General features: G+C 57.8%; 14 protein-coding genes. 6 read left to right on the top strand and 8 right to left on the bottom strand.

What is annotated here, in order from left to right:
• Nucleotides 1-38: 38 nt before the first annotated feature.
• Nucleotides 39-665, top strand: a complete 627-nt coding sequence (locus tag GG681_RS11535; protein ID WP_153548160.1) for an RNA ligase family protein — start codon at nucleotides 39-41, stop codon at nucleotides 663-665.
• Between the two features lie 101 nt (nucleotides 666-766).
• Here the strand turns inward: GG681_RS11535 and GG681_RS11540 are convergent, their stop codons facing one another.
• The 4 genes from GG681_RS11540 to GG681_RS11555 form a co-directional block, all read right to left on the bottom strand.
• Nucleotides 767-1,843, bottom strand: a complete 1,077-nt coding sequence (locus tag GG681_RS11540) for a 5-(carboxyamino)imidazole ribonucleotide synthase (RefSeq protein WP_153548161.1) — start codon at nucleotides 1,841-1,843, stop codon at nucleotides 767-769.
• Nucleotides 1,836-2,324 (bottom strand): 5-(carboxyamino)imidazole ribonucleotide mutase, encoded by a 489-nt coding sequence (gene purE, locus GG681_RS11545; RefSeq protein WP_153548162.1) that lies wholly within the window; start codon nucleotides 2,322-2,324, stop codon nucleotides 1,836-1,838. Before purE ends, GG681_RS11540 begins: the two co-directional genes overlap by 8 nt.
• Nucleotides 2,325-2,578: 254 nt before the next feature.
• Nucleotides 2,579-3,637, bottom strand: coding sequence for a serine hydrolase domain-containing protein (locus GG681_RS11550; RefSeq protein WP_153548163.1), 1,059 nt, complete (start codon nucleotides 3,635-3,637; stop codon nucleotides 2,579-2,581).
• Between the two features lie 302 nt (nucleotides 3,638-3,939).
• Nucleotides 3,940-4,179, bottom strand: a complete 240-nt coding sequence (locus GG681_RS11555) for a YdcH family protein (RefSeq protein WP_153548164.1) — start codon at nucleotides 4,177-4,179, stop codon at nucleotides 3,940-3,942.
• Nucleotides 4,180-4,359: 180 nt separating this feature from the next.
• On the opposite strand from GG681_RS11555, the gene GG681_RS11560 reads away from it, so the two are divergent.
• The 3 genes from GG681_RS11560 (at nucleotide 4,360) to GG681_RS11570 (ending at nucleotide 6,036) form a co-directional block, all read left to right on the top strand.
• Nucleotides 4,360-4,776 carry an Hsp20 family protein gene (locus GG681_RS11560; protein ID WP_328593359.1) on the top strand — a complete coding sequence of 139 codons (417 nt, stop codon included), beginning with the start codon at nucleotides 4,360-4,362 and terminating at the stop codon, nucleotides 4,774-4,776.
• 1 nt (nucleotide 4,777) lies between these two features.
• On the top strand, nucleotides 4,778-5,002 hold the full coding sequence (locus GG681_RS11565; protein ID WP_153548165.1) for a DUF1150 family protein: 225 nt from the start codon (nucleotides 4,778-4,780) through the stop codon (nucleotides 5,000-5,002).
• A gap of 143 nt (nucleotides 5,003-5,145) precedes the next feature.
• Entirely contained in the window at nucleotides 5,146-6,036 is an 891-nt protein-coding gene (locus GG681_RS11570) for a PhzF family phenazine biosynthesis protein (protein ID WP_153548166.1), read from the top strand.
• Here the strand turns inward: GG681_RS11570 and GG681_RS11575 are convergent.
• Complete coding sequence (locus tag GG681_RS11575) at nucleotides 6,031-6,492, bottom strand: Lrp/AsnC family transcriptional regulator (RefSeq protein WP_153548167.1); 462 nt, start codon at nucleotides 6,490-6,492, stop codon at nucleotides 6,031-6,033. The two genes, GG681_RS11570 and GG681_RS11575, sit on opposite strands and share 6 nt — an antisense overlap.
• Before the next feature lie 105 nt (nucleotides 6,493-6,597).
• Here GG681_RS11575 and GG681_RS11580 point away from each other — a divergent pair, with 105 nt between their 5' ends.
• On the top strand, nucleotides 6,598-7,209 hold the full coding sequence (locus GG681_RS11580) for a LysE family translocator (RefSeq protein ID WP_153548168.1): 612 nt from the start codon (nucleotides 6,598-6,600) through the stop codon (nucleotides 7,207-7,209).
• A 76-nt stretch (nucleotides 7,210-7,285) separates the two neighbouring features.
• Here GG681_RS11580 and GG681_RS11585 read toward each other — a convergent pair whose 3' ends face one another.
• The 3 genes from GG681_RS11585 to trxB form a co-directional block, all read right to left on the bottom strand.
• Nucleotides 7,286-9,001 (bottom strand): bifunctional sulfate adenylyltransferase/adenylylsulfate kinase, encoded by a 1,716-nt coding sequence (locus GG681_RS11585; protein ID WP_153548169.1) that lies wholly within the window; start codon nucleotides 8,999-9,001, stop codon nucleotides 7,286-7,288.
• Nucleotides 9,002-9,246: 245 nt separating this feature from the next.
• Entirely contained in the window at nucleotides 9,247-10,923 is a 1,677-nt protein-coding gene (locus GG681_RS11590; protein ID WP_328593360.1) for an adenylate/guanylate cyclase domain-containing protein, read from the bottom strand.
• Nucleotides 10,924-11,245: 322 nt separating this feature from the next.
• Nucleotides 11,246-12,190 (bottom strand): thioredoxin-disulfide reductase, encoded by a 945-nt coding sequence (gene trxB / locus GG681_RS11595; protein ID WP_153548170.1) that lies wholly within the window; start codon nucleotides 12,188-12,190, stop codon nucleotides 11,246-11,248.
• Nucleotides 12,191-12,430: 240 nt separating this feature from the next.
• Between trxB and GG681_RS11600 the strand changes: the two genes are divergently transcribed.
• Complete coding sequence (locus GG681_RS11600) at nucleotides 12,431-12,931, top strand: Lrp/AsnC family transcriptional regulator (RefSeq protein WP_153548171.1); 501 nt, start codon at nucleotides 12,431-12,433, stop codon at nucleotides 12,929-12,931.
• Nucleotides 12,932-12,972: the final 41 nt, after the last annotated feature.

Raw genomic sequence — 12,972 nt, forward strand, 5'->3', positions numbered from 1 at the left:
GCGGGATCTGGCATGTGTTGGATGAGAAAGGAAAACCCATGTCACGCAAATACGGGCGCACCTACCATCTGCCGCAGTCACCGGGGTTGAGCAAAGATGACCGGCGCGTGCCGCATCAAGATGTTTTGCGCGCCGCCTCGCAGGTGGTGATCACCGAAAAGATGGATGGTGAAAACACCACTCTTCATGCAGGGGGCACCCATCCCCGCAGTCTGGACGCGCGCTACCACCCGTCGCGCGATTGGATCAAAGCCTTTGCCGCGACCATTGCGCCAGAGCTTGCTCCCGATGAACGTATCATTGGTGAATATCTTTTTGCGCGCCACAGCATTTCTTATGACGCGTTGCCAAGCTATTTTCTGGGCTTTGCATGGAGCGTGGGCGGCGTGTTCCAATCCTGGCCGGATACTTTGGCGCGGTTTCAGGCACTGGGTATTACGCCGGTGCCGGTGCTGTATCAGGGGGTGTTTCACGAGGATCTTGTGGCGCAGGTGGTGAAAGATATGGATTTCAACACCCAGGAAGGCTTTGTGCTGCGGGTGTCAGATGCATTTGCTGAGGGGGATATGGCAACTCATATGGGTAAATACGTGCGCGCGGGGCATGTGCAAAGCGACACCCACTGGAGCAAGGCGGAGCTGGTCAAAAATACGCTGATAAACTAGAAGATGCGCTGAGATCTCTCTCACCGCATCTTCATCTTTTCAAAAATACTCAGGTTGTTATTTCTGGGGGTGAATTGGCGCAGCCAAGAGGGGCAAAGCCCTTATGTTTTGGCGCCGCTGATCCGGTTTACATGCCCCATCTTACGACCTGGTTTTGCTTCTGCTTTACCGTACATATGGATCGACGCATGGCGTTCCTTGGCAATCTCGGCCAGGCGTTCCACATCACTGCCAATGAGGTTTTCCATCACCACATCCGCATAGCGGCTGCCTTCTGCCAAGGGCCAGCCCACCACCGCACGAATGTGCTGTTCGAACTGATCGACGGTGCAGCCGTTCTGGGTCCAGTGGCCGGAATTATGGACGCGAGGGGCGATTTCATTCACGATCAGGCCCTGCGGCGTCACAAACAGTTCAACCCCCATGACGCCAACATAATCGAGCGCATTGAGGATCTGCCCTGCCATCAGCACCGCATCCATGCGCTGGCTGCCAGACAGGCGCGCAGGCACGGTGGTGGTGTGCAAAATCCCATCGCGGTGCACGTTTTCACCGGGATCATAACAGGCCACCTGACCATCCGCGCCACGCGCTGCAATGACCGAAATCTCATGGCTGAAGTCAATAAACCCTTCCAGCAGCGCAGGCGCTCCTGCCATATCCGCATGGGCCTGCGCGATATCCGCATCAGATTTGATCCGGGCCTGACCTTTGCCATCATAGCCAAAACGGCGGGTCTTGAGGATTGCGGGAGTGCCAAGGTCTGCGACGGCGGCTTCAAGGCTTGCCAAATCGCTGACATCCGCAAAGGGGGCGGTTTTCAGGCCAAGATCGCGCAGGAAGCTCTTTTCCGTCAGCCGGTCCTGGCTGACCCGCAGCGCTTCGCGACCTGGGCGGATCGGGCGCAGTGTTTCCAGCAGATCCAGCGCCGTGGTGGGGATGTTTTCAAACTCATAGGTGATCACATCCACAGCAGCGGCAAAGGCTTTGAGCGCATCAGCGTCATCATAGTCTGCGGTGGTGACGCGGTCAGCCACATGTGCTGCAGGCGGGTTGGCGGCGGGTTCAAAGATATGGGTTTTGAAACCGAGACGCGCTGCCGCGACCGAGAGCATACGCCCAAGCTGGCCACCGCCAAGGATGCCAATGGTTGCACCTGTGGGCAGCGAATTAGTCATCGCTGGGCTCCTCAGGGATTGAGGCCGAGAGCGCGGCGCGCCAGTCGTCCAGACGCTGGGCAAGATCTGCGTCTTCGTTGGCGAGAATGCCCGCGGCCATCAGGCCCGCATTGGCAGCACCTGCGGCACCAATGGCCATGGTGGCCACCGGGAAACCTTTGGGCATCTGCACAATAGAATACAGGCTGTCGACGCCGGACAGGGCACGGGTCTGAACCGGCACGCCCACAACAGGCACGCGGGTCTTTGAGGCCACCATGCCGGGCAGGTGCGCGGCACCGCCAGCGCCTGCAATAATCACCTTGAGACCACGTTCTGCGGCAGATTTGCCATAGCTCCAGAGCCGGTCCGGCGTGCGGTGCGCCGAAACGATTTTTGCTTCATAAGCCACGTTCAACTCATCAAGGATGGTGGCGGCTTCTTTCATCGTGGGCCAGTCGGATTGGCTCCCCATGATGATGCCTACTTTAACATCGGCCATATAAAAAGGCTCCTTCGGGTGGCGGCAACAGGTGCGCGCGCACTATAGAGAAGCTTTTTGCCGGCGCAATGGGGGAGTGGGGAATGGCACGTATTTCCTATTGTGCGGCTTGCGCGTCTTTTGCGCGATCTCAGGCGCTCCCGCCCCCCTTTTTGTGCATGAAACATGCGCAAAGGGCGTTGGGCCGGGCGCCGCGCGATGCGCGGCGTGCGCAGGTCATGTATGTAGCATGTGGATGAGATGAAGTTTGGGGATTACTCCGCGGCAAAATAGTTATGCGCCTGTCGCAGCTGGTTTGACCAGCTCAGCTTGGCATTGCCCCAAAGGCTTGCGGCGAGCCCCGTGTTTGAGAGTATGGCGCAGGCAGAGGCTTTTTCAGGGCAGATATAAAGCGCCGCGGTGGATCCCGCCGTGCCGCCATCATGGTGCAAAAATCCGGGTGCGTTTTTGTCGAGCGTCATGGAGAGCCAGCCGGAACATTGCGCTGCGGGTTTGGTGCTGCCTTTGAAGCCAAGGCCAAATATAGGCTCCGCTGCGCGGCAGATCGCCCGATCCAGCGCGGTTTCTACAGCCTGATGCGCAGCGATGATGCGCTGGGAAAACAGTGCAAGATCGCGGGCGGTTGCGCGCAGGCAGCCCGCCGCCGCCATGGATTGAAACGTCCAGGGCGGCACTGGATTGCCTTTGGTATTATGGGGCTGGGCAAAGCGGTCAAGCTGGGTGCCCGTGAGCGTGGCGCCCGTGTCGTTGAGCCCAAGCGGTGTAAGCACCCGCTCCGTGAGCAGCGCGGTGAATGGCGTGCCTTCCAGCATCGACATGGCCTCGCCCAATAGGCCAATCCCGAGGTTTGAATAAAGATGGCGCGGCTTGGGCTGGGTGGCGGTTTTGGCCCAGCGTTGCAGCCATTCCAAGAGGTCCGCACGCGAAAAGCTGGCGTAGGGATCCTGGGGCAGGGGGTTGAGCAGGGCCGACCATAGCGGCACATGGATACGCGGCAGGCCGCTGGTGTGTGAGGTCAGACTGTTTGGGGTGATCCAGAGCGGCACATGGGCCAGATCAGCGCTGATATCACGCAGGGGGGCGTTTGGGTCAATCTTGCCTTCTTCCACCAAGAGGCACAGCAAAATCGCTGTGAACACTTTGGTGATCGAGCCGATCTCATAGATCTGATCTGCAGCCGCATCAGCAGCGATGCCTGAGCTGAGGAAATGTTGCTCTCCGTGCCGCAGGCTCATGGCGACAACGCTGTGAGACGGCCCTTCATAGGTCCGCATCATGTTTTGAAGGAGGGTGTGAGGCTGTGCTGGTTCCATGCCGCTACAGATGGGGGCTGGCACCGAGATGACAATAGGGTGAGCGAGCTAAATCATAGGTTGCATGTGGGGCGATGGTTGCAACAGTACGACACACAAAGATGCGCCCTGTTTTGAGGTGTTTGATAACCTCGCTCGGTGGTGCAGCTGGCCGCAAGGTCAGCTGCCACGCCCAACGGCTGTGCAGGCGGGGCAAAGCCCCGCATCAGCGCAGTGGGCGGGAGGACCCCGTTGCACCACACCAAAGACGCATCAACTGGTGGCTTACCTGTTTCTCAACGCGCAAGGGGCGCTGCGGTGGATCAGGCGATAATATCGGGGGTCAGCCGGTCTTCGATTCTCGAGATCAGATCTTTCAATTGCAGCTTTTGTTTTTTGAACCGCTGAATGGTCAGCTGGTCGCTGCCTGCCTTTTCGGAGAGCGCCATAATGGCCTCATCCAGATCCCTGTGCTGGCGGCGCAGCACCTCCAGTTCAACTTGCAAAACCTCATCGGTTTTCATGGACAGATCAGCTGGCGCAGATTCTGGGGGCAGATTCATGGAGTGTCTCGGATCACAAAAATTGTTGCACGTCCGTTTATACGTTTTTAACTGGTTTTTCGCTAGGCCTAGAGAGGGTTGGCCTTGTGAATTTCATCAAACTCCCCATATTGAAACGAGCCGCACCGCCGCTTTGGGGTCGGCAAGAAGACGTCGCTTTAGAATAAAGGACGAAAAAACGTGTCTAAACTTACTTTGGGCTCCTATCCGCATCTTTTGGGATTTGAGCAACTTGAACGTCTGCTGGAGCGCTCGGCGAAATCTGGCAATGAAGGCTACCCCCCATATAATATCGAACAGACGTCGGATTTTTCCTATCGCATCACCCTGGCTGTGGCCGGGTTTGGCGAAGAAGATCTGGCCATCACCATCGAAGATCGCCAGCTGGTGATCCGCGGGCGTCAGCGCGATGACAGCGAAGGCCGGGTGTTTTTGCACCGTGGCATTGCCGCGCGTCAGTTTCAGCGCATGTTTGTGCTCGCCGATGGGGTCGAAGTGGGCGAAGCGGTGATGGAAAACGGGCTGTTGCACGTTGACCTGACCCAGTCGCGCCCGGAAACTGTGGTGCAGACCATCAATATCAGAAAGGGGCAGTAAGATGCAGGAACAGTTTGGCAATGCGGGTGGTGCTCAGCGGGTTGTATATGTGAAATCCGTTGACGTTGCAGAGCTGCCGCAGGAAATGCAGGTCAATGCCGAAGGCCGCAGCCATCTTTACGCGGTGCATAACGACAGTGGAGAGCAGCTGGCCGTTGTTGCAGACCGCCGCATGGCGTTTATTCTGGCACGGCAAAACGATTGCGCCCCGGTGCCAGTGCATTAACCGTGCCTTTGCGTAGCTGCCGCGCGGCTCCATTTTGATCACATGGCTGAGCGCCGGTGCAGCACCATCAATGTATTCATACAAAGGCGGGTTTTGACCCGCCTTTTTGCTGCGCATAAGCTAACAAAAAACGGAGCTTATGAATGTCTTTGACCCCTTATGCCTTTGATTGGGTAGATGCTTTTACCAACCAACCCTTTGGTGGCAATGGCTGCGCTGTGGTGCATGGGGGTGCACATCTGCCCGAAGCCGTGGCCTGTGCCTATGTGCGCGAAACGTCCCTGGTGGAATGCACCTTTGTGGGGCCTTCTGATGTGGCGGATTTCCACGTGCGCTATTTTCTGGCCAGCCGTGAAATCCCCTTTGCGGGCCATCCCACAATTGCCACCGTGGCTGCGTTGCAAAGCCGTGGCATGATCACGGCTGCGCAACTGACGCTGGAAACCCAGGCGGGGATCGTGAAGATTGATCTTCGCGGCGATACCATTGAGATGACCCAGATCGCACCGGAGTTTGGCCCGTTGGCCGATCCTGAACTGGTGGCGGCGGCAGTTTCTTTGCCGGTCTCAGCGATTGTGGGTGCACCGCAGAAGGTCTCTACTGGTTTGCCGTTTTGCATCACGGTGCTGAAAGATCGTGCAAGCCTTGAGGCAGCAGAACTGAACCTGGATGCATTGGCAGCGCTGGGCCAGTCGCTTGGCGCGGATGGCATCGATATGATGGAGCCGTTTCTGGTGACGCTTGAGGGGGCAACCGGGGCAGGGGATACGTTTTCGCGCCTTCTGATGGCACCACCCAGCCCGCCGGAGGATGCGTTTACAGGTTCTGCCACCGGGGCGATGGCAGCCTACCTTTGGCACCACGGCTTGATGGCGAAAGAGAGCTTTATCGCCGAGCAGGGCCACGGCATGAACCGTCCCGGACAGGCGCAAGTCACACGGGCGGGCAGCACGGATGCTATCACCGGGGTCAAAGTTGCGGGGCAGGGCTTTGTGCTGATGTCGGGTGAAGTAAACCTGCCAGACCAGCTATAGCGGCGGCGGGCGCTGCGGCACCGGGGTGCTTTTGACAATCGATGTGTTGGTGGTGGCCATATGGGCAAAGGTTTCCAGTATGGGATCAAGCTCGGAAATGTCGCGCAGCAGCAGGCGGGCAACAAAGCCATCTTCGCCAGTGACTTTGTCGCAGTGAATAATGCGGGTGGTGGCGCGGATCTGATCTTCGACGATGTGGCGTTTGCCGGGCAGCGGCCGCAGGCGCAACACCGCCTCAAGCGTATAGCCAAGCGCCTTGGGCGACAGTTGCAGCGAAAACCCTTCGATCACGCCACTGTCCTGTAGCCGGTGCACCCGGTCGCGCACGGTGGGGGCCGAGACGCCCACCTGCTGCGCCAGATCGCGCCAGCTGATGCGCGCATCCACAGTGAGCGCCTGTAAAATAGCGCGGTCGAGCGGATCCAGCAGGTTCTCTTTTGAAGGCTCTATCGGCATATTGATTTCCAATACGGTGCAAAATTTATCAAACTGCTTTTGATGCTGCGCCCACATCATGTGTTTTGCAACCTATTCTGATGCTGATGTCAGCTTTGGGAAAATATGCAGATGATCTGGAGTGGTTTTGCAGTGGTTTCAGCGGTCAATATCGTGACGCCGGGGCCTGCCAATCTCAATACATTCAACCGCGCTGCGGAACTTGGTGCGCGCCGGGTGGTGCCTACGATTTTGGGCAATGCGCTGGGGCTGGCGGTGGGGGGGATGGCCTGCGCCAGCGGGGTGGGGACGATTGTGGTTGGCGCGCCTGTGATGTTGGCCGGGTTTCAGCTGTTTGGGGTGATTTACCTTGTGTGGCTGGGGGTAAAACTGATCTGGGGTCGTGCCGCCACGCAGGTCGCCGCGGTGCAGGTTAGCGCGCGGGCGCTGTGGTGGGAGGCTTTTGTGTTGGCGGTGAGCAACCCCAAGGCGTTGTTGTTTTATCTGGCGCTGTTGCCGCAGGTGCTGCGGCCGGATCGGCCGCTCTGGCCGCAGGCGGTGCTGTTTGTGGGCACCTATTGTGCGCTGTCGATCCTGTCGCTCAGCTCATATGCGCTGCTGGCGGGGGCGTGGCGCAGCCGGGGTATGTCGGCGCAGGGCTATCTGTGGTTTCGCCGCCTGTCGGGGGTGGTGCTGATCGGGTTTGCGCTGCACTTGGTGCTGCACTTGTGGCACTGAGCTCGCGCTGAGCTGAATGCAAAACGGCCCGCCAAAAGGCGGGCCGTTTTTAAAACGCTATCCAATCTGGTAGAGATCAGCCTTTGATCAGGCCCATGCTTTCCAGCTTCAAGATCACCTGATGGGCGCAGTTGTCGACTTCGACATTCTCGGTCTCAACGCTGAGCTCGGGGTTTTGCGGCACATCATAGGGGTCTGAAATCCCGGTGAACTCCTTGATCTTGCCTTCGCGCGCCAGCTTATACAGCCCCTTGCGGTCGCGGCGTTCGCATTCCTCGATCGAGGTGGCGACATGCACTTCCACAAAGGCACCGTATTGTTCGATCGCCTGACGCACCTGACGGCGGGTTGCCGCATAAGGCGCGATTGGCGCACAGATGGCGATACCACCGTTTTTGGTGATTTCAGACGCCACATAACCGATGCGCTGAATGTTGAGGTCGCGGTGCTCTTTGGAGAAGCCCAGCTCAGAGCTGAGGTTCTTACGCACAATATCCCCATCCAGCAGGGTTACCGGACGGCCACCCATTTCCATCAGCTTGACCATCAGAGCGTTTGCAATGGTGGATTTGCCAGAACCGGAGAAGCCGGTGAAGAAGACGGTGAAACCCTGGTTGGCGCGCGGTGGCTTGGTTTTGCGCAGCTCAGACACCACTTCGGGGAAGGAGAACCACTCGGGGATTTCCAGACCTTCGGCCAGACGGCGACGCAGCTCAGTGCCAGAGATGTTCAGGATGGTGACATCATCCTTATCTGCGATCTCGTCGTTGGGCTCATATTGGGCGCGTTCCTGCACATAGACCATGTGTTTGAACGGCACCATTTCGATGCCCATTTCTTCTTCGTGCTCGCGGAACAGATCCTGGGCGTCGTAGGGGCCGTAGAAATCTTCGCCCTGGCTGTTTTTGCCGGGGCCTGCGTGGTCACGGCCAACGATGAAATGGGTCACACCGTGGTTTTTACGGATCAAACCGTGCCAGACTGCTTCACGCGGGCCAGCCATGCGCATCGCCAGGTTCAGCAGGCTCATGGAGGTGGTGGACGCCGGGTATTTATCCAGCACCGCCTCATAGCAGCGTACGCGGGTGAAGTGATCCACATCGCCCGGTTTGGTCATGCCAACCACCGGGTGGATCAAGAGATTTGCCTCAGATTCACGGGCGGCGCGGAAGGTCAGTTCCTGGTGGGCGCGGTGCAGCGGGTTGCGGGTCTGGAACGCCACGATCTTGCGCCAGCCAACTTTGCGGAAATAGGCGCGCAGCTCGTTGGGGGTGTCGCGACGGGCGCGGAAATCATAATGCACCGGCTGCTGAATGCCGGTGATCGGGCCACCAAGGTAGATCTTGCCAGCCTGGTTGTGCAGATAGTCCACCGCCGGGTGAGCCACATCATCGGCACCAAAGACTTTTTCGGCCTCGTGGGATTTATTGGGCTCCCAGCGATCGGTCACGGTCATGGTGGCGAGGATCACGCCTTCCTGGTCGCGCAGGGCAATGTCTTCGCCAACTTCCAGCGATGCCGCGAAATCTTCTGAGACGTCCAATGTGATTGGCATCGGCCAGAGCTGACCATCAGCCAGGCGCATATTGTCAACAACACCGTTGTAATCTTCTTCGGACAGGAAGCCTTTCAGCGGGTTGAAACCACCATTCATCAGCAGCTCAAGGTCACAGATCTGGCGCGGGCTCAGATCGTGGCTTTTGAGATTGCCAGCTTCAACTTTCAGCTTCTGGGCTGAGTCATAGGATACATACAGCTCCGGGATCGGAGCCAGATTACTCAATGTGGACATACGAATTCTCTCATCGTTCTCGCTGGGTCGGCGGGGGCCAGACCTCGTCGAGTGCGGACATAGCGCCATGCGGGTTAATGAGTCTACCAGGGCCGGGGAAAAAGGACAGAATGTGCCTGTGAGGACGCAGCTGGACCTCTGTTCGGGGTTTTGCAGCTGCAGCAGGACGTGGTTTTGGCTGGAGTGGGAATTGCAGGCGAATAGCATTCATTGCGCGACGGTTTTTATGCGTTTTTCGCCCGAAATCACGTAAATGTGGGCAGTTCTCCACGTAATTTGGTGGCGCGTTCAAGCGGCCAGGCCCGTACCGGGAGGGCAACGCCGCGCAATTCGAAGGTGCGCAATTCCTTACCTGCAAGGGTGATATGCGCGGCCTGCAACAGGCTTTCGGAGACCAGCAGCTCAACTCCAAGCTCTTTGGTCATGGCTTCCAGCCGACTTGCGGCATTTACTGTGCCACCGATGATGGTGCGCGGCGCACTGGTGCCGCTGCCGATTTCCCCGACAACAACCTGACCCAGATGCAGCCCCATGCCGATTTTCACCGGGATGTCGCCTGCGTCCACCAGACCCTGGTTGAATGTGTCCAGGGCTTCGGAAATGCCAATCGCAGCCTTGAGCGCTGCGCGCGCCGAAGAGCGTTGATCATGGGTTTCAAACAGCGCCAGAAGCCCGTCGCCCATGTATTTGTCGACATGGCCACCAGCGGCGGTGATTTCCGGCACTATCGCATCAAAGAACCGGTTGAGCAGGAACACCACATCATAGGGCAAAAGCCCGGCAGTGCGTTGGGTAAAGCCACGCATGTCGAGAAACAGGATGGCGAGCTGGCGCTCCTCTCCCTGGCTGGTATGAGAGCGACGGCGGGTGCCGGTGGGGCGGAACACGCGGTAGGCGGTGATGGGCTGGGTCGGGCGTATCTGGCAGGCAAGGCGCATGCTGGGATCTGCATTTACCGCGCGCAAAGAACGGGCCTCGGCCAGCGATGGTGGCGGCAGGCTGTCGGCGCCCTCTTCGATGACCACGCGGCAGGTGGTGCAGCGCCCTTTGCCACCACAAAGCGCGGTATGGGGGATGTCGTGGGTTTGGGAAATCTCAAGCAGGGTCATGCCGCGATCCCCATCAACGGTGGGGCCATCAATATAGCGGATCTTGACCGCGCGCCGATGCAGCAGAAACCGTCGCAGCAGATAAAAGGCAGCCAGCGCCGCCAGAAGGGCCCAATAGATGTCACGTCCGCCATCCATCAGCCAGATCAGATCTGCGCGTTCTGCCGCGTCGGGTGCGTTGAAATCCGCGCGCATGTCAGCAGCAAACCCATCAACATAGGCAAGGTCTGACAGGCGGCGGCCTTCAACCAGATAGCCTGACAATGCAAAGAGCGGCACAAAGACCGCAACACCAATTGCATAGGGGATCAGCTGTTTCCAGATCGGTGTCAGCCTGAGCCAATGATGCAGACCAATACAGCCGTGGATCCAGACCAACAGCAGTAGCCCGGCCTGGTTCCAGCCAGCGTCGCTGCCCCAAATCAGCAGGATCAAATAGCCGTAGCTGTCGTTTACGTTATAAATTTCATGCGCGTAGCGGGTAAATACGATGTGACCAATAAGCTGAAATGGGATCAAAAAGCCAAAGATCGTCTGCATCCATTGCGCAGGTGCCATTCGCAGGGTGCGGCGACGGATCACTGCATAGGCTGCAAGCCCCGCATGGGTCAGCAACGCGCCGATCAAGATAACCGAGCCGAGCAGGCTGCGGGTGATCGAGGTGCGCAGCTGTTGCATCGCGTCCATCCATTCATGCGACAACAGGCCAAGGCCAAGATTCACAAAATGGAAAAACGCATAGGTCAGCAGAATGAGACCGCTGGCAATGCGCAACCGGGTCTGTCTGCTGCCTTGCCACAACCGAACCGACACTTAAAACCCCCTCACATCATTGTTCCAAAACAGTGGCGCAGATGGTGGCGGGGTCAAGTCACTTTGACTGGCTATTCTGTGACGAATTGAAAGATTTGACATTTTGTTCAAAGCAGGTGGCAAAGGGATGACCACCTGCTCTAAAACGCGGCGCTCGCTTTGTGTCAATATCTATGACAGAGGCGCGCCGCCAGCGCATATGGGCTGCACCAAGAAACGCCACACTGCGGGTACGGATATAGGTGCAACTCACCCAATTCACGCACCATACAGGCAAAGCGTTTAGGCAGCGCAAAAGCGCCGCCTAAACGGAGGTCTTATTTTAGTCTTCCTGCTCGGCGAGGAACCGTTCAGCATCAAGCGCGGCCATACAGCCCATGCCCGCAGAGGTCACCGCCTGGCGGTATTTGTGATCGGTCAGATCGCCCGCGGCATAGATGCCCGGGATCGAGGTCTCGGTGGTGCCGGGTTTGACAGAGACATAGCCGCCGTTGTGCAGCTCCAACACGTCTTTCACCAGCTCATTGGCGGGGGCGTGACCGATGGCCACAAACACACCTTTGGCAGGAATGTCAGTGATTTCACCGGTTTTGACGTTCTTGGCTTTGACCCCTTCAACACCCAGCGGGGTGTCGGTGCCGTAGACTTCTTCGAGCTGGTGAAACCAGAGGGTTTCGATCTTTTCGTTCTTGAACAGGCGGTCCTGCAGGATTTTTTCGGCGCGCAGCTCATCGCGGCGGTGGATCAGCGTGACCTTGGAGGCGAAGTTGGTCAGAAACAGCGCTTCTTCCACGGCGGTGTTGCCGCCACCGATGACCACGATTTCCTGTCCGCGATAGAAGAACCCATCACAGGTGGCACAGGCGGAAACGCCAAAGCCTTTGAATTTCTCTTCCGATTCCAGCCCCAGCCATTTGGCGCGCGCGCCGGTGGCAAGGATCACCGCGTCAGCTGTATAGGTGGTGCCACTGTCGCCTTTGGCAACAAAGGGGCGTTTGCTGGTATCAAGCGAGGTGATGATGTCACCGATGATCTCGCAGCCCATGGCCTGCGCGTGTTCTTGCATCTTGATCATCAGATCAGGGCCCTGAACTTCGGTGAAGCCGGGAAAATTTTCCACCTCGGTGGTGGTGGTCAGCTGACCACCCGGTTCGATCCCCTGAACCAAAATGGGTTCGAGCATGGCACGGCTGGCGTAGACCCCGGCGGTATATCCCGCAGGACCCGAGCCAACGATCAGAACCTTGGTGTGGCGCGTCTCAGACATTTGAAATCCTTAAAATAGCTGGGCAAACGGGCTTGCCTATGATCGCTGATGCATATAGCTGCGCGCGGCGCGCTCTTAAACCCCTTGATGGTGGCAAAGACTGCTGTCCCAGCATTGACAATTTCCCGGTGTTTTTGTTCCTGAATTTACGGTGACGAAATAATGATGCGCCTGTGTGAAATAATATTGCGCAAATACTGGTGGCTGATATAACAAACTCGATTTAAGGAGAGCACACACATGGTCACAACACGTCTCGATCCCATTGACCGCAAGATTCTATCTGAATTGCAGGCTGATGGGCGCATGACCAATGTGGAGCTGGCCAAACGCGTGGGAATCTCTGCGCCGCCCTGTTTGCGTCGGGTACGTGCGCTGGAAGAGGCGGGTTATATCCGAGGTTATCATGCGGATGTAAACGCGCGCGAGCTTGGTTTTGAAGTGCAGGTCTTTGCGATGGTGGGGCTGGAGAGCCAGGCCGAACATGAGCTCAGCGCTTTTGAAGAGCAATGCCGGGGCTGGCCCTTGGTCCGTGAGTGTCACATGCTCAACGGGGAAGTGGATTTCATCCTGAAATGTGTTTCGCCCGATCTGTCCACCTTCCAGAGCTTCCTGACCGGGCAGCTGTTGACCACGCCGAATGTGGCCAATGTAAAAACATCCCTGGTGATCCGCGGTGCCAAGGATGAACCTGGCGTGCCGTTTGACATCCTAGAAGAGCGTCTGGCGCGCGAAGCCTGATCAGAGCTTTCCACAAAGATACGGTAAAAGGGCAGGGATGC

The sequence above is a fragment of the Tritonibacter aquimaris genome (assembly GCF_009617595.1).
Taxonomy (GTDB): domain Bacteria; phylum Pseudomonadota; class Alphaproteobacteria; order Rhodobacterales; family Rhodobacteraceae; genus Epibacterium; species Epibacterium aquimaris.